General features: G+C 67.9%; 21 protein-coding genes. 12 read left to right on the forward strand and 9 right to left on the reverse strand.

The genetic code is table 11. From position 1 onward, the window contains the following. Positions 1-67: 67 nt before the first annotated feature. On the forward strand, positions 68-643 hold the full coding sequence (locus tag NYP18_RS07615) for a hypothetical protein (RefSeq protein WP_259427573.1): 576 nt from the start codon (positions 68-70) through the stop codon (positions 641-643). Here the strand turns inward: NYP18_RS07615 and NYP18_RS07620 are convergent. The 7 genes from NYP18_RS07620 to NYP18_RS07650 are packed head-to-tail and all read right to left on the reverse strand — an operon-like array spanning position 640 to position 6,845. After that, the gene (locus NYP18_RS07620) at positions 640-1,038 is read right to left on the reverse strand and encodes a metal-sulfur cluster assembly factor (RefSeq protein ID WP_259427575.1); all 399 of its coding nucleotides are present in this window, start codon (positions 1,036-1,038) and stop codon (positions 640-642) included. The genes NYP18_RS07615 and NYP18_RS07620 overlap by 4 nt on opposite strands. Continuing rightward, a complete protein-coding gene (gene sufU, locus NYP18_RS07625) occupies positions 1,035-1,490 on the reverse strand; it encodes a Fe-S cluster assembly sulfur transfer protein SufU (protein WP_259427576.1) in 456 nt (151 codons plus the stop codon). The genes NYP18_RS07620 and sufU overlap by 4 nt, the downstream gene beginning before the upstream one ends. Beyond that, entirely contained in the window at positions 1,490-2,755 is a 1,266-nt protein-coding gene (locus NYP18_RS07630) for a cysteine desulfurase (protein ID WP_259427577.1), read from the reverse strand. The genes sufU and NYP18_RS07630 overlap by 1 nt, the downstream gene beginning before the upstream one ends. Then, on the reverse strand, positions 2,755-3,510 hold the full coding sequence (gene sufC, locus NYP18_RS07635) for a Fe-S cluster assembly ATPase SufC (protein WP_259427578.1): 756 nt from the start codon (positions 3,508-3,510) through the stop codon (positions 2,755-2,757). Before sufC ends, NYP18_RS07630 begins: the two co-directional genes overlap by 1 nt. Before the next feature lie 45 nt (positions 3,511-3,555). After that, complete coding sequence (gene sufD, locus NYP18_RS07640; protein WP_259427579.1) at positions 3,556-4,749, reverse strand: Fe-S cluster assembly protein SufD; 1,194 nt, start codon at positions 4,747-4,749, stop codon at positions 3,556-3,558. A gap of 3 nt (positions 4,750-4,752) precedes the next feature. Continuing rightward, complete coding sequence (sufB, locus tag NYP18_RS07645) at positions 4,753-6,207, reverse strand: Fe-S cluster assembly protein SufB (protein WP_259427580.1); 1,455 nt, start codon at positions 6,205-6,207, stop codon at positions 4,753-4,755. Beyond that, positions 6,204-6,845, reverse strand: coding sequence for a helix-turn-helix transcriptional regulator (locus tag NYP18_RS07650; RefSeq protein ID WP_439648071.1), 642 nt, complete (start codon positions 6,843-6,845; stop codon positions 6,204-6,206). The genes sufB and NYP18_RS07650 overlap by 4 nt, the downstream gene beginning before the upstream one ends. A 269-nt stretch (positions 6,846-7,114) precedes the next feature. On the opposite strand from NYP18_RS07650, the gene mptB reads away from it, so the two are divergent. From mptB to NYP18_RS07675, 5 genes are all read left to right on the forward strand, one after another. Further along, positions 7,115-8,806, forward strand: a complete 1,692-nt coding sequence (mptB, locus tag NYP18_RS07655) for a polyprenol phosphomannose-dependent alpha 1,6 mannosyltransferase MptB (protein ID WP_259427582.1) — start codon at positions 7,115-7,117, stop codon at positions 8,804-8,806. 6 nt (positions 8,807-8,812) lie between these two features. Continuing rightward, the gene (locus NYP18_RS07660; protein WP_259427583.1) at positions 8,813-9,784 is read left to right on the forward strand and encodes an ABC transporter ATP-binding protein; all 972 of its coding nucleotides are present in this window, start codon (positions 8,813-8,815) and stop codon (positions 9,782-9,784) included. Between the two features lies 1 nt (position 9,785). After that, positions 9,786-10,571: an ABC transporter permease gene (locus NYP18_RS07665; RefSeq protein ID WP_259427584.1), complete on the forward strand. Its 786-nt coding sequence runs from the start codon at positions 9,786-9,788 to the stop codon at positions 10,569-10,571. A gap of 61 nt (positions 10,572-10,632) precedes the next feature. Next, the gene (locus tag NYP18_RS07670) at positions 10,633-11,616 is read left to right on the forward strand and encodes a COX15/CtaA family protein (RefSeq protein ID WP_439648068.1); all 984 of its coding nucleotides are present in this window, start codon (positions 10,633-10,635) and stop codon (positions 11,614-11,616) included. A 14-nt stretch (positions 11,617-11,630) separates the two neighbouring features. Beyond that, positions 11,631-12,596, forward strand: a complete 966-nt coding sequence (locus NYP18_RS07675; protein ID WP_259427586.1) for a quinone oxidoreductase family protein — start codon at positions 11,631-11,633, stop codon at positions 12,594-12,596. 29 nt (positions 12,597-12,625) lie between these two features. Here NYP18_RS07675 and NYP18_RS07680 read toward each other — a convergent pair whose 3' ends face one another. After that, the gene (locus tag NYP18_RS07680; protein ID WP_126120719.1) at positions 12,626-13,558 is read right to left on the reverse strand and encodes a heme o synthase; all 933 of its coding nucleotides are present in this window, start codon (positions 13,556-13,558) and stop codon (positions 12,626-12,628) included. Between the two features lie 318 nt (positions 13,559-13,876). On the opposite strand from NYP18_RS07680, the gene tkt reads away from it, so the two are divergent. From tkt to NYP18_RS07710, 6 genes are read left to right on the forward strand one after another with little or no spacing between them, the layout of a single operon-like run. Beyond that, positions 13,877-15,976 (forward strand): transketolase, encoded by a 2,100-nt coding sequence (gene tkt, locus NYP18_RS07685; RefSeq protein ID WP_259427587.1) that lies wholly within the window; start codon positions 13,877-13,879, stop codon positions 15,974-15,976. Between the two features lie 34 nt (positions 15,977-16,010). Further along, entirely contained in the window at positions 16,011-17,090 is a 1,080-nt protein-coding gene (tal, locus tag NYP18_RS07690) for a transaldolase (protein ID WP_259427588.1), read from the forward strand. A 40-nt stretch (positions 17,091-17,130) separates the two neighbouring features. Next, on the forward strand, positions 17,131-18,675 hold the full coding sequence (gene zwf, locus NYP18_RS07695; RefSeq protein ID WP_259427589.1) for a glucose-6-phosphate dehydrogenase: 1,545 nt from the start codon (positions 17,131-17,133) through the stop codon (positions 18,673-18,675). Positions 18,676-18,696: 21 nt separating this feature from the next. Beyond that, positions 18,697-19,623, forward strand: coding sequence for a glucose-6-phosphate dehydrogenase assembly protein OpcA (locus NYP18_RS07700; RefSeq protein ID WP_259427590.1), 927 nt, complete (start codon positions 18,697-18,699; stop codon positions 19,621-19,623). Positions 19,624-19,640: 17 nt separating this feature from the next. Next, complete coding sequence (gene pgl / locus NYP18_RS07705) at positions 19,641-20,381, forward strand: 6-phosphogluconolactonase (protein ID WP_259427591.1); 741 nt, start codon at positions 19,641-19,643, stop codon at positions 20,379-20,381. Next, positions 20,381-21,307 carry an alpha/beta fold hydrolase gene (locus tag NYP18_RS07710; RefSeq protein WP_259427592.1) on the forward strand — a complete coding sequence of 309 codons (927 nt, stop codon included), beginning with the start codon at positions 20,381-20,383 and terminating at the stop codon, positions 21,305-21,307. The genes pgl and NYP18_RS07710 overlap by 1 nt, the downstream gene beginning before the upstream one ends. On the opposite strand, the gene secG is transcribed toward NYP18_RS07710, so the two are convergent. Beyond that, on the reverse strand, positions 21,295-21,531 hold the full coding sequence (secG, locus tag NYP18_RS07715; RefSeq protein WP_259427593.1) for a preprotein translocase subunit SecG: 237 nt from the start codon (positions 21,529-21,531) through the stop codon (positions 21,295-21,297). The two genes, NYP18_RS07710 and secG, sit on opposite strands and share 13 nt — an antisense overlap. Positions 21,532-21,567: the final 36 nt, after the last annotated feature.

Below are 21,567 nucleotides of genomic sequence, written 5' to 3' on the forward strand. Positions count from 1 at the left end.
TGTATCAACCTCGGCCGATATCCCTAAAGGACAGCAGATTCCGCACCCGGGGGCATAGATTGGGGTCATGAGCGCACAGCCCGAGAGTTCCGGCGGCCTCAGCCGCGACTACATCGTCGAGTACCGCGCGGGCCAGTTCCAGAACGGTTCGCTGGTGCTGCGTTTCGACGCCGAGCCGAACGAGCGGCAGCTCCGTGAGGCCCTCATCGCCTACGGACTGCCCGCCCGTGCCCTGGAGGAGGTCCGCGCCCGCCCACTACAGTCGTCCGGGCCCCGGCGGTCCCCCGTGGCGCAGTCATCCCAGGCCACCCTACCGACCCCACTGCCGCAGCCGGAGTTGGCGGAGAAGAAGCGCCCCGGTTGCAGCGGGGGCCGGATGTTCATGATCCTGCTGATCATCGCCTTCGGCGCCGGGGCCACGTTGGCGGATAACGCGAAAGTCGCCGGCATGTTCGCCGGCGACTTCCTGACCACCGAGACGATGGTCGTGGGTTGCGCGAATGCGCTGGGGGCCGCCCGCGCCGCCGCAGACCCCGGGGAGGGGTTCATCGGGGCGCTGCTGTCCCAGGAGCCGACCGCCTTCGCCGTGACTCCGGCGAACGCGGCCTTCTACGTCTCCTGTCTCTCGGCGGCCTCCGGTTAGACGGCGAAGCCGAGCGCGCGGAGCTGCTCGCGGCCGTCCTCGGTGATCATGTGGTGGCCCCACGGCGGGAGCCAGACCCACTCGAGATCAACCTTGTCCACGATGCCGTTGCCCACGAGGGCGGCCTGGACCTGGTCCTCGATGACGTCGGTCAGCGGGCAGGCCGGGGAGGTCAGGGTCATGTTGACCATGGCCACGTCCTCGCCCTCCCGGTCCTCGATCCACACGTCGTAGAGGAGGCCCAGATCGACGACATTGATGCCCAGTTCCGGGTCGATGACATCGTGCAGGTACTCGGTGACGTCGAAGGCGAGGGACTCCTGTTCCTCCGTCAGCGATTCGGGGCGCTGACGCTGGACGGCATCGGTGGGGTTCTGATCGGTGTTGTCGGTCATTTCTTCTCCCTTTCGTTGAGAGCGTCGGAGGTCGCGGCCTGGAAGGCCTTCCAGCCGAGCAGGGCGCACTTCACGCGGGCGGGGTACCTGGCCACACCGGTGAAGGCGATGCCGTCACCGATGAGGTCCTCGTCGCCCTGTTCAGTGCCGCGCGAGGTGATCATCTTCTCGAACTCCGCAAGCTTGGCCATGGCCTGCTCCACCGGCTGCCCGATGATCTCCTCGGCCATGACCGAGGTCGAGGCCTGCGAGATGGAGCAACCCTCGGCGTCGTAGGAGACGTCCTCGACACGCGAACCGTCCTCGGAGAGCTGGACGCGCAGCGTCAGCTCATCCCCGCAGGAGGGGTTCACGTGGTGGACCTCCGCCTCGAACGGGTCACGCAGACCCGCGTGCTGCGGGTGTTTGTAGTGGTCCAGGATCACTTCCTGGTACATGGACTCCAGATTCATCAGTTCACCCCGAAGAATTTCCGGGCGTGGTTGATGCCGTCGACCAGGGCGTCGACCTCAGCACGCGTGTTGTACAGGTAGAAACTGGCCCGCGCGGTGGACTGGACCTCCAGGCACCGGTGGGCCGGCCATGCGCAGTGGTGTCCGACGCGGATGCACACACCCTGACTGTCGAGCACCTGGCCCAGATCGTGCGGGTGCACACCGTCGAGCACGAAGGCGATGGCCGCCCCGCGGTCCTCGGCGGTGGTCGGACCGACGATGCTCAGCCCCTCGACCGTCTGCAGACGCTCGAGCGCGTAGGCGGTGAGATCCTTCTCGTGGGCGTGGACGGCGTCCATGCCGATCTCGTTGAGGAACTCCACCGCCGCACCCAGCCCGACGACCTGGCTGGTCATCTGGGTGCCCGCTTCGAAACGCTGCGGGGCGGGGGCGAAGGTGGACTCCTCCATCCGTACGACCTCGATCATGGAGCCCCCCGTGAGGAAGGGCGGCAGCTCATCGAGGAGCGGGGCCTTGGCGTAGACCACGCCGACACCGGAGGGGCCGCACATCTTGTGGCCGGAGAAGGCCGCGAAATCGACATCCAGCTCGTGGAAGTCAACGGGCATGTGCGGGACGGACTGGCAGGCATCGAGCACGGTCAGGGCACCGACGGCTTTGGCGCGACGGACGACCTCGGCCACGTCGACGACCGCACCGGTCACATTCGACTGGTGGGTGAAGGCCACCACCTTGACGGTTTCGTCGAGCTCGAGGGAATCGAGGTCGATCCGGCCGTCCGGGGTCGCCCGGTACCACTTGAGGGTGGCACCGGTCCGTCGGCACAGCTCCTGCCAGGGCACGAGGTTCGCGTGGTGCTCGAGCTCGGTGATGACGACGGTGTCGCCCTCCTTCACCTGCAGCGCACCCGCGCGGTCATCGCCCAGTACGTAGGCGACCAGATTGAGGCCCTCGGTCGCGTTCTTCACGAAAGCGATCTCATGGCCTGCCGCCCCGACGAAGTCCGCGATCTTCTCACGGGCGTTCTCGTAGGCGTCGGTCGCCTCCTCGGCCAGCTGGTAGGCACCCCGGTGGACGGGCGCGAAGGTGTTCAGCACGAACTCCTCCTCCGCCTTCCAGACCCGCAGCGGACGCTGCGAGGTGGCCCCGGAATCCAGGTAGACCAGCGGTCGGTCATCGCGCACGGTACGCGAGAGGATCGGGAACTGCGCCCTGATCTTCTCGACGTCCAGTGCGCCTGACTCCACGGTGTATCCGCCCATCACAGGAACTGATCGTAGCCGTCGGCCTCGAGCTTGTCGGCGAGTCCGGCATCTCCGGTGTGGACGATGCGGCCGTCGGCGAACACGTGGACGAAGTCCGGGTTGACGTAGTTGAGGATGCGCTTGTAGTGGGTGATCATCAGGATGCCACCGTTGGTCTCATCCTGGTAGCGGTTGATCCCGTCGGAGACGACGCGCAGGGCATCGACGTCCAGGCCGGAGTCGGTCTCATCCATCACGGCGAAACGCGGCTTGAGCAGGTCCAGCTGCAGCACCTCGTGGCGCTTCTTCTCGCCACCGGAGAAACCCTCGTTGACGGAACGCTCACCGAAGGAGCGGTCGATCTGCAGGTTCTCGCGGGCGGTGTTGAGCTCCTTGATCCACTCACGCAGCTTCGGGGCCTCGCCACGCACGGCGGTGACGGCGGAACGCATGAAGTTGGAGGAGGAGACACCCGGCACCTCGGTCGGGTACTGCATGGCCAGGAACAGGCCGGCACGGGCGCGCTCGTCGACCTCCATCTCGAGGACGTTGACGCCGTCGAGCAGGATCTCGCCCTCGGTCACCTCGTACTTCGGGTGGCCGGCGATGATGTAGGCCAGGGTGGACTTGCCGGAGCCGTTGGGGCCCATGATGGCGTGGATTTCACCGGACTTGATGGTCAGGTTGACGCCCTTGAGGATCTGCTTCGGCTCTTCGGAACCGTCCGTCGGCAGCACCTGTGCGTGGAGGTTCTTGATTTCCAGGGTGGACATGTACACGTCTCTTTCGGGTCTAGAAATTGGGTTCTTTAAGGGGGTTTAAGCGTGGATGGACTCGAGCTCGGCGGCGACGCGCTGCTCCAGTTCCTCACGGATCGACTCCACCGGGATGCGGTTGATGACCTCGGAGAAGAACCCACGGATGATCAGGCGACGGGCCTCGGCCTCGGGGATACCGCGGGCCATGAGGTAGAAGACCTGTTCGTCGTCGAAACGGCCGACGGTGGCGGCGTGGCCGGCACCGGCGATCTCACCGGTCTCGATCTCCAGGTTCGGGATCGAGTCGGCGCGGGCGCCGTCGGTGAGCAGCAGGTTGCGGTTGACCTCGTAGGTGTCGGTGCCCTGCGCGTTGGCGCGGATGAGCACGTCACCGACCCAGGTCGCGTGGGCGTCCGGGAGATCTGAGCCCGGATCGGCCTGCAGCGCGCCCTTGTACATGACGTTGGAGCGGCAGTTCGGCACGGAGTGGTCGACGAGGAGACGGTTCTCGAAGTACTGGCCGTCGTCGGCGAAGTAGACGCCGAGCAGCTCGGCGTCGCCGCCGGGACCGCTGAAGTCCACGCGCGGGACCATGCGGACGATGTCGCCGCCGAAGATCGCGGAGTTGTAGCGCAGGGTGGCGTCGCGGCCCAGCAGGATGTGCTGGCCGGAGAGGTGGACCGCACCCTTGTCCCAGTCGGCGTCGACGATGACGGTGAGACGGGCGTTGTCGCCGACGACGAACTCCAGGTTGTCGGCGTGGGTGCCGGTACCGGTGTAGCGGACGGCGACGACGGCGTCAGCGCCGGCGGCGATGTTGACCACGGTGGCGCCGAAGGAGGTGACTCCCTCGCCGCGCCCGGTGACGGTCACGACGACCGGCTCGCTGAGGACCGAGTCCTTGGCGACGTCGATGTACGTCGCCTCGGTCATCGAGGTCCAGGCCTGTGCGGCGACGCGGTCGGTCGGGGCGCCGGCGCTGCCGAGCCGCTCATCGTCCTTGCCCACGGTCTCGACGGTGACGGAACCGGTGGCGGACGACGGGACGTCGACACGCACATCCTGTTCGACGGCCTCGGCGAACTTGCCGTTGTGCAGGCCGCGGATGCGGCGCAGGGAAATGAAGCGCCAGACCTCGTCCCGCCCGGCCGGAACCGGGAAGTCCTCCACGTTGAAGGAGGCGAAGACGTCACCCTTGTTGTTGTGCGGGGTGGCGGCGTCGACAGTTGCCTGTCCGGTTGTAGCTGTGGTCATCGGTTAGCCCACCGATCCTTCCATCTGCAGTTCAATGAGTCGGTTGAGCTCAAGCGCGTACTCCATCGGCAGTTCCTTGGCGACGGGCTCAACGAAGCCACGGACGATCATCGCCATGGCCTCCTCCTCCTTGAGTCCACGGGACATCAGGTAGAAGAGCTGGTCCTCCGACACCTTCGACACGGTCGCCTCGTGGCCGAGGGTGACATGGTCATTACGGATGTCGTTGTAGGGGTAGGTGTCCGAGCGGGAGATGTTGTCCACCAGCAGCGCGTCACACTCGACGTTGGAGTACGAGTGGTGCGCGTTGGCGTTGACCTGCACCAGACCACGGTAGGCGGAACGGCCGCCACCACGGGCCACGGACTTGGAGACGATGTTCGAGGAGGTGTACGGCGCCATGTGGGTCATCTTCGCGCCGGTGTCCTGGAACTGACCCTCGCCGGCGAAGGCGACGGACAGGACCTCACCCCTGGCGTGCGGACCGGTCATCCACACGGCCGGGTACTTCATGGTCACCTTGGAGCCGATGTTGCCGTCGACCCACTCCATGGTCGCGCCTTCTTCCGCCTTGGCGCGCTTGGTCACCAGGTTGTAGACGTTGTTCGACCAGTTCTGGATGGTGGTGTAGCGGCAGCGGCCGCCCTTCTTCACGATGATCTCGACCACGGCGGAGTGCAGCGAATCGGACTTGTAGATCGGGGCGGTGCAACCCTCGACGTAGTGCACGTAGGCGTCCTCGTCGACGATGATCAGGGTGCGCTCGAACTGGCCCATGTTCTCCGTGTTGATGCGGAAGTAGGCCTGCAGCGGGATGTCCACGTGGACTCCCGGCGGGACGTAGATGAAGGAGCCGCCGGACCAGGTCGCGGTGTTGAGCGCGGAGAACTTGTTGTCGCCGGCCGGGATGACCGAACCGAAGTACTCCTTGAACAGCTCCGGCTGCTCCTTGAGGGCGGTGTCGGTGTCGAGGAAGATGACGCCCTGCTCCTCCAGGTCCTCACGGATCTGGTGGTAGACGACCTCGGACTCGTACTGCGCGGCGACGCCGGCGACGAGGCGCTGCTTCTCGGCCTCCGGGATACCCAGACGGTCGTAGGTGTTCTTGATGTCCTCGGGCAGGTCCTCCCAGGACTGGGCCTGGCCCTCCGTGGAGCGGACGAAGTACTTGATCGTGTCGAAGTCGATGCCCGACAGATCCGCACCCCAGGTCGGCATGGGCTTGCGGTCGAAGATGTTCAGGGCCTTGAGGCGCTCCTCGAGCATCCACTCGGGCTCGTCCTTCTTGGCGGAGATGTCGCGGACGACCTCCTCGCTCAGGCCGCGGCGCGCGGATGCGCCGGCCTCGTCGGAGTCGTGCCAGCCGTAGTTGTACGGACCGATCGACTCGATGATCTGGTCATCGCTCATCGGGGTCTCCGGCTTGGTCGAGCCGGGATTCTGCGTTGCCTGGGTCATGATCCGCTCCTTTCCTCTGGAAGATTCTCAATGGGTGTCAACGGGATGTTGGTCGTGCAGATGCCGTGGCCGCCGGTGATGGTGGCCAGCGGCTGGACGTGGAGGCCGACCAGGTTCGAGATGATCTCGTGCTCGGCCTCGCACAGTTCCGGGTGTTCAGCGGCCACATTGGCCACCGGGCAGTGGTGCTGGCAGATCTGGATGCCCGCACCCGCCCGGGTCACGGTTGCGGCGTACCCGTGGCGGTCGAAGGCGTCGGCCAGCTCACCGGCCGTGCGCTGGATGGAATTCTCGTCCCCGTCCGCCGGGGTCACCCCCTCGACGATGCGCTGGATGCGCTTGCGTGCCAGCTTACGGACAGCCTCTTCGCCGCCCGTCTCCCGGAGGGTCTCCAGCGCGTCCACGGCCAGCTGATCGTAGGAGTGGCCGAAGATGGAACGCCCCCGGGGGGTGAGCCGGAAGACCTTGGCGGGACGTCCGCGGGTGGCGGCGGCCGACCGTGGTCTGCGGTCGACCGCCTCCCCCAGGCCCTCTGCCACCAGGATGTCCAGGTGCCGCCGGACTCCGGCGGCGGACATGTCGAGGCGGCCGGCGAGCTCGGAGGCCGTGGACGGTCCGTGCTTGAGCAGCATGAGCATGATCTGACGACGGGTGTCTCCTTCCACCGATCGGGTTTCCGGAACGGTCGGGTTTCCATGCTCCTGGGATTCTCCGGACACTGTCGTCTCCTCCTCACACTGACTCGGGGTGATGCCTGATACTCGAATTCGTGGGGGCCACCTGCGGGGATCAGGAAAATCCCCGAGACGGTCCTACTATTCGACAACACTAGTGTTCCCTAATTCATTCCCACTGTCCAACCTTGCGAATCCCCGGCGTGTCTGCCGTCGCTGCCCGGGTGGCTAGGATGACCCGTGTGCACATCAGACGACCGGGGGTCCTCAGCTCCCTGAGCGCCAGCCTGCCCCGGCTGGGATACGCCGGCTCCCGGTCCGCGCTGCTCCACATCGACCCGGGCGCCGATGACCAGCCCCGCTCCGGGCGCCTGGGCGTCCGCGAACTCAACCGTTTCCAGGTGCTGCGCTGGATCGGCACCATCGGCGCCCTGCTCATCGGACTCGGTGCCCTGGGGGCCGGGGCCCTGCCCGTGGTGGGCAACCCCTATTCCTCTTTCCCCGGTGGCACCTTCATGTCCCGGATGCTGCAGACCTCCTCGATCATGGTGCTCGTCGGCGTCGGCCTGCTCGTGCTGGCCTGGGTGTGCATGGGGCCGTTCGTCGGCGCACCCTACCGCGGCACGGCGCCCGGCCAGGCGACCGTCACCTCCTCCCTGATCAAACGGACCTTCGCCGCCTGGGTGCTGCCCATCCTGTTCACCGCCCCGCTGTTCACCCAGGACATCTACTCTTATCTGGCGCAGGGCGCGATCGTCGCCCGCGGAATGGACCCCTATGCCGCGGGGCCGGTGGACCTGCTCGGCCCGGAGGACCCGCTGGCCCGCTCCGTGCCGTTCATCTGGTCCCACTCCCCCTCCCCGTACGGACCCGTGGCCCTGGGCCTGGCCTCGGTGATCAGTCGCGTCACCGCAGACTCCATCATCATGGGTGTCATCGGCCACCGGCTGATCTCCCTGCTGGGGCTCATCGCCGCCGGCTGGGCCATCAGCCGCCTGGCGCGGCGCTGCCGGGTCAACCCCGTCACGGCGCTGTGGCTGGGCATGCTCAACCCGTTGACGATCCTCCATCTGATCGGCGGCATCCACAACGAGTCCATCCTGCTCGGCCTCATGCTCGTGGGCATGGAGCTGGGTCTGCGCGGTGTGGACAAGCTCGGGGGGCGCAACGGCCAGCCGGTGGACACCTCGGCCGGAGCCGGACTGGTCGTGGCTTCGGCGGTGCTCATCGCCTGTGCGGGCATGGTCAAGGTGACCGGTTTCCTGGCGCTGGGCTTCGTGGGCATGAACCTCGCCCGCCACCTCGTACGGGTCGGGCGTGGCCCGGTCAGCGCCATCGCCACCGCCATCGCCGTACAGGTGGTGCTGCTGGTGGCCACCATCGCGGCGGTGACCGCAGCGACGGGCATCGGCCTGGGCTGGGTGACGGGCCAGGGCGGGGCGGCGTCGATACGCAGCTGGCTGTCGATGACCACCGACATCGGCGTGGTCACCGGCTTCATCGGCATGCTGCTGGGCCTGGGCGACCACACCGACGCCATGCTCAGCGTCACGCGCACTGTCGGTGTACTCATCGCCGCCGGCTTCCTCGTGCGCATGCTCTTCGCCACCTTCCGGGGCACGATCCACCCGGTCGGTGGCCTGGGTGTGGCCACCTTCGTGCTCGTCATCCTCTTCCCCGTCGTCCACCCCTGGTACATGCTGTGGGCCATCGTGCCGCTGGCGGCGTGGGCGAACCGCTTCCTGTTCCGCGTCGCCGTGGTCGCCTACTCCACCTTCTTCTCCTTCACCGTCCTGCCGCGGGGGCTGTCCCTGCCACCGGCGACGGTCGGGACGATCTACCTCGGTTCAACACTCGCCCTCAGCGTCGTGATTGCGCTGGGCTGGTGGCTGATGCGGCGCCGCGCGGCCCGTGGCCTACACTGAATAACCGTGTCTGCAACTTTCGGTGGAGCGTCGGACCCTCTGGTCGGGCCCGCTCTGGAACTCAGGGACGTGGTCAGGAACTTCGGTGCCACCACCGCCGTCAACGGGATTTCGTTGAGCGCCCGGCGGGGCGAGGTCCTCGCCCTGCTCGGGCCCAACGGTGCCGGCAAGACGACCACGATCGAAATGTGCGAGGGTTTCATCCGCCCCACCTCCGGTGAGATCCGGGTGCTCGGCCTTGACCCGGTCACCCATCCGGAGGAGGTCCGCCGCCGCATCGGCATCATGCTGCAGGGCGGCGGCTCCTACTCCGGCATCCGGGTGGGCGAGATGCTGCGCCTCGCCGCCGCCTACAACGATGATCCGCATGACCCCGGATGGCTCATCGACGTCCTCGGCCTCGACGGGGTGCGCAACACCACCTGGCGGCGCCTGTCGGGCGGCCAGCAGCAGCGCCTGTCCCTGGCCCTGGCCATCATCGGCCGGCCGGAGCTGATCTTCCTCGACGAGCCGACCGCCGGCATGGACGCCCAGTCCCGCCTCGCGGTGTGGGAGCTTGTCGAGGCGCTGCGCGCCGACGGCGTCACCGTCATCCTCACCACCCACCTCATGGACGAGGCGGAGGCCCTGGCCGACCACATCGTCATCATGGACAAGGGCGAGATCGTCGCGCAGGGCACACCCGCGGAACTGACCACCAACGGCGAGACCGGTGCCCGGGTGACCTTCGCCACCGACAGCCCCCTCGACACCGCCCGGGCCGGCCGGGAGGTCACCCGCCGCTGCCCCGGCGCCACCCCCATTGAGGCCATCCGCCCCCTGCACTACTGCCTGAACACCGTCGCCACCCCGGCGCTCATCGCCGCCCTCACCGACGCCGCCGCCCAACAGGGCGTGCTCGTGCGCAGGCTCGACGTCGACCACCGGAACCTGGAGGAGGTCTTCCTCGACATCACCGGACGGAGTCTGAGGAGCTGACATGTCCAACGAAACCATGACCACCACCCGCTTCACCCCCGGTACCTTCACCCCCGCCCCGAAGCGTGCCTCCGCGGCCCGCATGTTCGCCGCGCAGGGCCGCATGGAGACGATCCTCTTCCTGCGCCACGGCGAACAACTGCTGCTCAGCGTGATCATCCCCCTGATCATGCTCGTGGCCACCGCGCGGATGCCCCTGCTGGGTGAGGAGACCACCATCCAGCAGATCCTGCCCATGGTCCTGGCCATCGCCACCACCAGCTCCGGATTCACCGGACAGGCCATCGCCCTGGCCTTCGACCGGCGCTACGGCGCCCTCAAACGCACCGGTGCCTCCGGGGTGCCGGCCTCCACGATCATCGCGGGCAAGGTCATCGCGGTCACGGTCATGGCCGCCCTGCAGACCCTCCTGCTGGGTGCTGTCGCGCTCCTGCTCGGTTGGCGGGCCGAACCCCTGGGCGTGGTGCTGGCCCTGGTGGTGCTGTTCATCGGCGTCGCCGCCTTCAGTGCCCTCGGCCTGCTCATGGGCGGAACGATGAGCTCGGAACTGGTGCTGGCCCTGGGCAACCTCATCTGGGTCGTCCTCGTCGGCATCGTCGGCTGGGTGCTGTGGTCCCAGGGCCTGGATGCCACCGGCTGGTGGTCCCTGGTGCCCTCCGTGGCGCTGGCCTCCGGTCTCACGCTCGCCTTCGATGGTTCGCTGCCCTGGCTGCAGATCATCATCCTGCTGGCCTGGGCGGGTGCCGCGTCGGCTGCGGCGGCGAAATGGTTCCGCTTCGAGGCGTAGACATTCCCCACACCCCACACACCCGGCAACGTCTGTCGACCTGCCGGAACACACAGATAGGATGGGCACCGTGACTGACACCGTGACCGCCACTGACAATCAACGAACCTCCCGCGGGCCCTCGGTCCGCCTCCAGCGCATCCTGGCCTTCCTCCTGCTGCTGGCCCAGGGTGGCATCACCGTCACCGGCTCGGTCGTGCGGGTGACCGGATCCGGCCTCGGCTGCGACACCTGGCCCAACTGCCACGAAGGCTCGCTGGTGCCCGTCGCCGGTGCCGCCCCGGCGATCCACCAGGCAATCGAGTTCGGCAACCGCCTGCTCACGTTCGTCCTCGCCGCTATCGCCCTGGCCGTGTTCATCGCGGTGATCCGGGCGGGCCGTCGCCGGGAAATCAAGGTTTATGCCTTGATTTCCGGCATCGGCATCATCCTGCAGGCCGTCATCGGCGGCGTATCTGTTCTCCTTGACCTCAAGTGGTGGGCCGTGGCCATCCACTTCTTGCCCTCGATGATCCTGGTGTGGATCGCCGCCCTGCTCTACATGCGCCTGGCCGAGCCGGACAATGCCGAGCCGGTGCGGATGTTCCCGCAGCTGATCCGCTCCCTGGCCGCCGTGGCCGCCGTGGCCCTGGCCCTGGTGCTCATCACCGGCACCATGACCACCGGTGCGGGCGTGCACTCCGGTGACGCCGGGGTAGGCATGGAAGGCCGCCTGGAGGTGGACATCAAGCTGATGGCCTACATCCACGCCGCCTGCATGTACCTCTACCTGGCCGCCACCCTCGTGGTCACCTGGCTGCTGCACCGCCACAAGGCCCACACCGCGGCGAAACAGACCGCCTACGTCCTCATCGCCATGATCCTCGTCCAGTGGGGCATCGGCCTGATCCAGTTCTACCTGGGCATCCCCCGCTGGACCGTCCCGGCCCACATCGCGATGTCCTCGGTCGTGGTGGCGTTCTCCGCCTTCCTCTGGGCCCACGGCCTGCGCCGCACCGGTTACACCCCACTGCGCCCAAACGCTGACGCAACCGCGGTGAGGTAACTAGCCTGGAGGCCATGAAGGCAATCCAGATCACCGAAACCGGAGGACCAGAGGTCCTCGTCCTGCGCGACGTCGAGGCGCCGGTCCCGGGCGAAGACGAGGTACTCGTCGACGTCCTGGTGGCCGGCGTCAACTACATCGACACCTACTACCGCGAGGGCGTCTACCACGCCGGACTCCCCTTCATCCCGGGCCTGGAGGGCACCGGACGGGTCGTCCACGACCCCCTGGGCGAGATCGCCGAGGGCACCGTCGTCGCCTGGTCCGAGGCCTTCGGCTCCTACGCCGAGCAGGTGTGCGTCGCCCGTGACCGCCTGGTCGCCGTCCCCGAGGGAGTGGAACCCGAGGTGGCGGCCTCCATGCTGCTGCAGGGCATCACCGCCCACTACCTCACCCACGGCGTCTATGACCTGAACGAGGGCGATTCCTGCCTCATCACCGCCGGTGCTGGCGGCGTGGGCCTGCTGGTCACCCAGATGGCCGCGGCGAAGGGCGCGCGGGTGTTCTCCGTGGTCTCCTCCGATGAGAAGGCGGAGCTGGCCCGCGAGGCCGGCGCCACGGAGGTCTTCCACTACTCCGAGAACCTCGCGGAGGTCGTGCGCCGCCGCAACGGCGGGGTGGGTGTGGACGTGGTCTACGACGGCGTGGGCAGGGACACCTTCAGTGAATCCCTGGAGGCCGTGCGCCCCCGCGGCACCGTCGCGCTCTTCGGCGCGGCCTCCGGGCCCGTGGAGCCCTTCGACCCGCAGCTGCTGAACACCCACGGCTCAATCTTCCTCACGCGCCCCTCCATCGGCGCCTGGACCGCCCGGGAGGGCGAGTTTCGCATGCGCGCCCAGGCGGTCACCCAGGCCATCGTGGACGGGACGCTGCAGTTCCGGATCTCCGGTTCCTATGAGCTTGCCGATGCCGCGCAGGCCCACCGCGACCTCCAGGCACGAAAAACGACCGGGTCTATTGTCCTGCACGTGCAGGACTGACCGCGGTCGCGTCGATAAGCTCGGGGAGACTAGAAGAACGTGGTGGTCCACCCCAGCATGGAGCCGATGGTCTCCCAGCCCAGGACGGCGTCGATGGACAGGGCCACGAAGACCAGCGCCAGGTAGTTGTTCGAGAGGATGAACAGCTTGAGGGGCTTGACCTTCGTGCCCTTCTTCACGCCGTTGTGCAGCAGGATCGCCGAGATGAGGAAGTAGGCGCCACCGGCCACGGCACCGGCCAGGTAGATCCAGGAGGCGGCCGGGACGAGCAGCAGGGTGGTCAGCACGGTCGCCCAGGTGTACCAGACGATCTGGCGGGTGACCTCGACGGGCTCACGGACGACCGGGAGCATCGGCACGCCGGCGTTCTTGTAGTCGTCGCGGTATTTCATGGCCAGGGCCCAGGTGTGCGGCGGGGTCCAGAAGAAGATGATGAGGAACAGCACGATCGCCTGCCACCACTGGGCGGGCACGCCCTCAGGCAGGTTGTCGGTGATGACGGCCCAGCCGACCATGACGGGCATGCAGCCGGCGGCCCCGCCCCAGATGACGTTCTGCCAGGTCCGGCGCTTGAGCCACTTGGTGTAGACGTAGACGTAGAACCAGTTCGTCAGCACGATGAAGAAGGCCGCGAGCCAGGAACCGCACAGCAGCCCCAGCCACAGCACCGACAGAACCAGCAGCGTCCACGCGAAGATGGTGGCGTTGCGGTTGGACACCGTGTGGCGGACCAGCGGACGGGCGCGGGTGCGGCCCATCTTGTGGTCGATGTCCGAGTCGGCGACCATGTTGAAGGTGTTCGCGGCGGCGGCGCCCATCCAACCACCCACCAGGGTGAGCAGGATGAGGACGATGTTGTTCTCGCCGCGGTCGGCCTGCAGCATCGCGGGGATGGTGGCTACGAGGAGCAGCTCAATGACCCTCGGCTTCGTCAGCGCAATATAGGCCTTGATTGTCTCCAAGGGAAAGTTCCTCCAACGGCAGGTGTGTGAAAAGACGGGGGCGCATCTCAAGGTGCGCCTACCTGGACTGGTCGGGTGGGGCGGCGGAAAAGTTCCCGGCCGCGATAAACCTCGGGGATCCAGCCCTGCCATCCTAACGTCCACCTCCCTCAGCCTGATAATCCCCCACCAGGTCCGGGATTCTTGTGTGGGCCGCAGCACCCCGGGAGACGTTGAGTCACTAAGGTGGTGGGTGCTGTGGCTGCCCGGCGCCTGCGTGCCGGATCGCACCCCACCAGAACCCCCTTGACGATCAACTTTGAAGTGAGGAATCCGATCGTGACCCTGTCGCCCGAACTGCAGGCCCTGACGGAGCGCCGTTACCCCACCGACTGGACCGAGACTGACACCCGTGCGGTGGACACCGTCCGCGTCCTGGCCGCCGACGCGGTCCAGAACTGCGGCTCCGGCCACCCGGGTACCGCGATGTCCCTGGCGCCGTTGGCCTACACCCTGTACCAGCGGGTTCTGGACCATGACCCCAATGACACCGACTGGATCGGCCGTGACCATTTCGTCCTGTCCTGCGGTCACACCTCGTTGACCCAGTACATCCAGCTCTACCTCGGCGGCTTCGGCCTCGAGATGGATGACCTGAAGGCACTGCGCTCCTGGGACTCCCAGACCCCGGGCCACCCGGAGGTCCACCACACCCGTGGCGTGGAGATCACCACCGGGCCGCTGGGTCAGGGCCTGGCCTCCGCCGTCGGCATGGCCATGGCCGCCCGCCGCGAGCGCGGTCTCTTCGACCCGGATACCCCGGCCGGGGAGTCCCCCTTCGACCACTTCATCTACGTCATCGCCTCCGACGGTGACCTCCAGGAGGGTGTCACCGCCGAGGCCTCCTCCCTGGCGGGCACCCAGCAGCTGGGCAACCTCATCGTCTTCTGGGACGACAACCGCATCTCCATCGAGGATGACACACAGATCGCCTTCACCGAGGACGTCGTCGCCCGCTACGCCGCCTACGGCTGGCAGACCATCGAGATCGAGGGCGGCGAGGACGTCGCGGCCATCGAGGCCGCCGTGGTCGCCGCCAAGGCCGAGACGGAGCGCCCGACCTTCATCCGTCTGCGCACCGTCATCGCCCACCCGGCCCCCACTGCCCAGAACACCGGTGCCTCCCACGGCGCAGCCCTCGGTGCGGAGGAGGTCGCCGCGACCAAGAAGATCCTGGGTTTCGACCCGGAAGCCCACTTCCACATCGACGATGAGGTCCTCGCCCACACCCGCAAGCTGGGTGAGCGCGGTGCGCAGAAGCGCGCCGAGTGGCAGCCGAAGTTCGACGCCTGGGCCGAGGCCAACCCGGAGGCCAAGGCACTGCTCGACCGCGCCACCGCCCGCGAGCTGCCCGAGGGCCTGGCCGAGGCCATGCCGAGCTGGGACGCCGACGCCAAGGGCGTGGCCACCCGCAAGGCCTCCGAGGCCGCACTGCAGATCCTGGGTGAGCAGATGCCGGAGCTGTGGGGTGGTTCCGCCGACCTGGCCGGCTCCAACAACACCGTGATCAAGGGTTCGCCCTCCTTCGGCCCGGAGCACATCTCCACCGACACCTGGTCCGCCGAGCCCTACGGTCGCAACCTGCACTTCGGTATCCGTGAGCACGCCATGGGCTCCATCCTCAACGGCATGGCCCTGCACGGCCCGACCCGCCCCTACGGCGGCACCTTCCTCATCTTCTCCGACTACATGCGCCCGGCTGTCCGCCTGGGTGCCCTGATGAAGTCCGATGTCTACTACGTGTGGACCCACGACTCCATCGGCCTCGGCGAGGACGGCCCGACCCACCAGCCGGTGGAGACCCTGGCCGCCCTGCGCGCCATCCCGGGCCTGTCCATCATCCGCCCGGCCGACGCCAACGAGACCGCCCAGGCCTGGGCCGCCGCGCTCGAGTACCGTGAGTCCCCCAAGGGCCTGGCCCTGACCCGCCAGAACGTGCCGGTGCTCGAGGGCACGAAGGAGAAGGCCGCCGAGGGTGTCCGCCGCGGCGGCTACGTCCTGGTGGAGGGTTCCAGGGAGACCCCGGACGTCATCCTCATGGGCACCGGTTCCGAGGTCCAGCTGGCCGTCGAGGCCGCGCAGACCCTGGAGGCCGAGGGTGTCGCCGCCCGCGTCGTCTCCATGCCGTGTGTCGAGTGGTTCCTGGAGCAGGACGCCGCCTACATCGAGTCGGTCCTGCCGGCCGCCGTCACTGCGCGTGTCTCCGTCGAGGCCGGCATCGCGATGCCGTGGCACCGTTTCACCGGCACCGCCGGCCGCAACGTCTCCCTCGAGCACTTCGGTGCCTCCGCCCCCTTCCAGAAGCTCTTCGAGGAGTTCGGCATCACCGCCGAGGCTGTGGTCGAGGCCGCCCGCGAGTCCATCACCGCCGCCCAGTAGCGGCACACCTGACCTTCAAGTAAAGGACACAACCATGACCCACATTGACGAGCTCGCCTCGCTGGGTACGTCCACCTGGCTGGACGACCTCTCGCGCGAGCGCATCACCTCCGGCAACCTGCAGGAGGTCATCGACAACAAGTCCATCGTCGGCGTGACCACCAACCCGTCGATCTTCGCCGCGGCCATGAGCTCCGGCGACGCCTACGACCAGCAGATCACCGCCCTCCGCGAGGCCGGTGCCGCCGTCGACGAGGCCGTCTACGCCATGACCGTCGACGACGTCCGCGACGCCTGCGACATCTTCCTGCCCATCCACGAGGCCACCGGCGGCCGGGACGGCCGCGTCTCCATCGAGGTGGACCCGCGTATCTCCGCCGATCACGATGCCACCATCGCGCAGGCCCGCCAGCTGTGGAAGCGCGTCGACCGCCCGAACGTCATGATCAAGATCCCGGCGACCTCCGAGTCGATCCCGGCGATCACCGACGCCCTGGCCGAGGGCATCTCCGTCAACGTCACCCTCATCTTCTCCGTGGCCCGCTACCGCGAGGTCATCGCCGCCTACCGCACCGGTGTGCAGCGCGCCGCCGAAGCCGGCCATGACGTGTCGCAGATCCGCTCCGTGGCCTCCTTCTTCGTCTCGCGTCTCGACGTCGAGATCGACCGCCGCCTCGAGGAGATCGGCTCCGAGGAGGCCCTCGCCCTGCGCGGTAAGGCCGGCATCGCCAACGCCCGCCGCGCCTACGCCGTCTTCCAGGAGATCGGTGAGAAGGATCTCCCCGAGGGTGCCCATGTCCAGCGCCCCCTGTGGGCCTCGACCGGCGTGAAGAACCCTGACTACCCGGCCACCCTCTATGTCACCGAGCTGGCCGGCCCGGAGACCGTCAACACCATGCCGGAGCCCACCATCGACGCCGTCCTCGAGCAGGGCGGACTCCACGGTGACACCCTCAGCGGTACCGCCGAGGAGGCGCAGGCCGTCTTCGAGCAGCTCGTCGCCGTGGGCATCGACCTGGATGACGTGTTCGAGGTGCTGGAGCGGGAGGGCGTCGAGAAGTTCGTGGCCTCCTGGTCCGAGCTCCTGGATTCGATGGCCACCCAGCTGCAGTAACACCCGGCACCCTCCCCCACCGAAAAGGAAGAGAACGCGCATGCCCCTGCCCGTGACCGACACTGATGCCTGGGTCAACCCGCTCCGCAGCACCGAGGACAAACGGCTGCCCCGGATCGCCGGCCCCTCCGGCATGGTGATCTTCGGCGTCACCGGTGACCTGGCCCGCAAGAAACTGCTCCCGGCCATCTATGACCTGGCCGGCCGTGGTCTCCTGCCCGCCGGATTCACCCTCATCGGTTTCGGGCGGCGCTCCTGGACGAAGGCCGAGTTCGAGGCCTACGTCCGTGAGGCCGTCGAGGCGGGTGCGCGCACCCGTTTCCGCGAGCACGTCTGGGAACGGCTGGCGGAGGGCATGCACTTCGTCGAGGGTAATTTCGACGACGACGGTTTCGACCGGTTGGCGGCCATGCTCGCCGAGATGGACGCCACCCGCGGTACCGCCGGCAACTGGGCGTTCTACCTGTCGGTACCGCCGGACTACTTCTCCGATGTCTGCCACCAGCTGCAGCGCTCCGGACTCGCGGAAGCCGGGGAGCAGTCCTGGCGGCGGGTGATCATCGAGAAACCCTTCGGCCACAACCAGGCCACCGCACGCGAGCTCAACCAGGTGGTCAACTCCGTCTTCCCGGAGAAGTCGGTGTTCCGCATCGACCACTACCTGGGCAAGGAGACGGTGCAGAACATACTGGCGCTGCGTTTCGCCAACCAGCTCTTTGACCCGTTGTGGAACGCCCACTACGTCGACCACGTGCAGATCACCATGGCCGAGGACATCGGCCTCGGTGGGCGCGCCGGCTACTACGACGGCATCGGCGCCGCCCGTGACGTCATGCAGAACCACCTCCTCCAGCTGCTGGCCCTCGTGGCCATGGAGGAGCCGGTCTCCTTCGACCCGACGGAGCTGCAGGACGAGAAGGTCAAGGTGCTGCGCGCCACGAAACCCGCCTACCCGCTGAACCGGACCACGGCGCGTGGCCAGTACGCCGCCGGCTGGCAGGGCTCCCACAAGGTCCGCGGCCTGCGTGAGGAGGAGGGTTTCGATCCCGAATCCATCACCGAGACCTACGCGGCCTGCACCCTGGAGATCAACTCCCGCCGCTGGGCGGGGGTGCCCTTCTACCTGCGGACCGGAAAGCGTCTGGGCCGCCGCGTCACGGAGATCGCCCTGGTGTTCAAGGAGGCCCCGCACCAGCCCTTCCTCGAGGGGCAGACCTCCTCGCTGGGCAAGAACGCCATCGTCATCCGTGTCCAGCCGGACGAGGGTGTACTCATGCGCTTCGGCTCCAAGGTGCCCGGCTCCGCGATGGAGGTGCGTGACGTGAACATGGACTTCTCCTATGCGGAGGCCTTCACCGAGGAATCCCCCGAGGCCTACGAACGCCTCATCCTGGATGCACTGCTCGACGAGTCCAGCCTCTTCCCCACCAACGAGGAGGTCGAACTGTCCTGGGCGATCCTCGACCCGATCCTGGATTACTGGGCGGAGAGCGGGCAGCCGGAGGAGTACGAGTCCGGTACCTGGGGTCCGGTCAGCGCCGACCGGGTCCTCGAACGTACCGGCCGTGCCTGGCGCCGTCCCTGACAGACCCGAGAAAGGCCGTACATGATCATCACCCTGCCGGACACCGACACCCGCAACATCGCCACCAGCCTGCTCGAGGCCCGGGAGAACTACTCCCAGACCACCGGGCGGGTGCTCACCCTCATCGTCGTCGCCGCGCTCGACGACGACGTCGACCACATCATCTCCGTCACCCGTGACGCCTCCCACGAACACCCCGCCCGCGTGCTGGTGCTGCTCACCGGCAGTGGTGAGGGGAAGCCGCATCTCGACGCCGAGGTGCGCGTCGGCGGGCACGCCGGCGCCTCGGAAATGGTCATCATGCGCATCAACGGCGAGATGGTCGACCATCTCGCCGCGGTGGTCACCCCCCTGCTGCTGCCCGACACCCCCGTCGTGGCGTGGTGGCCGACCACCGCGCCCGACACCCCCTCGGCCCACCCGGTGGGCCGGCTGGCCCAGCGCCGGATCACCAACGCCGACTACTGCGCCACCGATGACATCCTCTCGCAGATGAGCGCCTCCTACGCTCCCGGTGACTCGGACGTGGTGTGGTCGAAGATCACCGGCTGGCGCGGCATCGTCGTCTCTGCCCTCGACCGCCATCCGCAGGAGGCCGTCAAATCCGCCACCCTCATCGGCCCGGCCCACGAACCCTCCATCGACATCGCGGCCGGCTGGCTCGCCGACCGCCTCGGGGTGCCCGTCGCCCGCGTGGTGTGCGCCCCCGGCGACGACCACCGTCTCTTCCCCATCCGCTCCCTGCGCTTCGACCGGGCCTCAGGTCCGCTCACCGTCGAAGTTGTCGACCACCGCACCGTCCGTGTGCAGCTGCCAGGCACCCCTGAGTCCCTCGTCGCGATGAACGCACGTTCCGACGCCGACTGCATCGCCGAGGAGCTGCGCCACCTCGACCCCGATCTCGCCTACGCCAATGCCCTGCGCGGCCTCAGCCGCGTCGCGCACTGACCCAGTGAAGGAAAACCATGGTCTCCCTCCGCCGTCCCGACACCCTGTCCACCCTCATCGACCAGGCCGCGACCTCGTTCATCGACGTCATCACCTCCCTGCAGGCCACCGGTCGCAGCCGCCACCGTGACGGCATCGCCCGGATCGTGCTCACCGGCGGCGGCGCCGGCATCGGCCTGCTGGAACGCGTCCGGGTCCTGGAGGCCGAGGACCCCAGGATCGACTGGTCGCATGTCCACGTCTTCTTCGGTGACGAACGCAATGTTCCCGTCACCCACGCCGACTCCAACGAGGGGCAGGCCCGGCAGGCGCTACTCGACCACGTGGACATCCCCGAGGAGAACATCCACGGTTACGGGCTGGGGCAGGTCGCCATGTGGGAGGCGGCCGACAGCTACCAGGCGAGGATCAACGAGGTCGCCCCGCAGGGTTTCGATCTCCACCTGCTGGGGATGGGCCATGAGGGCCACATCAACTCCCTGTTCCCCCACACCGAGGCCGTCCGGGAATCGGAACGGCTGGTCATCGCGGTCACGGACTCCCCCAAGCCGCCGGCTGAGCGGGTCACCCTGACGCTACCGGCGATCCACCGCGCCGACCAGGTCTGGCTGCTGGTCGCCGGGGCGGAGAAGGCGGAGGCTGCGGCACATGTCCTCGCCGGTTCGGATCCGGCGGACTGGCCGGCCGCCGGGGCACGCGGCAACGAGGACACCGTCCTCTACCTCACCGACGACGCCGCGACCGACCTGGAGCAGTAGTGTCCGGCGGGCTGCCCTCCTGGCGTGACTACGCAGCCTTCCTCCCGGCGGGCAGGCGGGGGCAGGTCCGCCCGCCGACCGCCACCCGCTGGGCGTGGCGCGGCCATGATGTCCGCATCCTGCGGCGCGGTGACGGGCAGGCACCGGTCCGGGTGCTGCTGGTACACGGGGGCGGCGGGCACGCCGAGGCGCTGTGGCCGTTGGCCTCCCTCATCCGGGCCGACGTGGCCGACCTGGCCGCGGTGGATCTGCCGCTCTACGGCTCCACACTCCCGGCGGATCTGTCCGCCGTGCGCTACGACGACTGGGTGGAGCTGCTGGTCGATCTCATCGCGGCGGAGGATGACAACCGCCCGCTGGTGCTGCTCGGCGCCAGCATGGGCGGGCTGCTGTCCGTGGAGGCCGCGGAGCTCTCCGGCCGGGTCGCCACTGCGGTGGTCACCTGTCTGCTGGACCCCGCGGACTGGCGGGCCCGTCGGGCCATGACCCGGTTCGGGCCCCTGGGTGTGCTGGGCGCTGCGCTGCCGCGCCGGCTCCCCCACCGCCTGGCCCGGCAACTGATCCCCATGAGCTGGGTGGCCGACCTCGGTGCCATGAGCCGCGACCCCGGGCTCACCCGGTTGTGTGCGACGGATCCCCGCGGCGGCGGCGTGCAGGTGCCGGCGGATTTCCTCGCCTCATACCTGCGCTACCCCCACACCCGCCCCGAACAGGTGGAGACCCCGGTCCTGCTGGCGCATCCGGCCAGGGACGGCTGGACACCGGCGGAGATCAGCGTCCGGTGGCTGCGGCGCAGCCCCGCGCAGGCCGGGATCCGGCTGCTGGCGGAATGCGGCCACTTCCCGGTGGAGGAACCGGGCCTGGGCCACCTCATCGAGGAAGTAGAGAAGACCTGCCTCGGGCTCGTGGCTGATCAGCCGCCGTAGGCCTGGATGAGGTTGAGGGCGATGATGCACACGATCCAGATGACCGCCATGAAGATGGTGTAACGGTCGAGGTTCTTCTCGACGATCGTCGAACCCGAGAGATTCGACTGCACGCCACCACCGAAGAGGCTGGACAGGCCGCCGCCCTTGCCCTTGTGCAGCAGCACGAACACCGTGACGAGCACGGCGGAGAGCACGAGGATGATCTGGAGCGCAAGGGTCATGGTGCTTGGTGGTCCTTTGAGAGGTCGGCGGGTGAA

It is taken from the genome of Corynebacterium lemuris (genome assembly GCF_024919295.1).
GTDB classification, from domain to species: domain Bacteria; phylum Actinomycetota; class Actinomycetes; order Mycobacteriales; family Mycobacteriaceae; genus Corynebacterium; species Corynebacterium lemuris.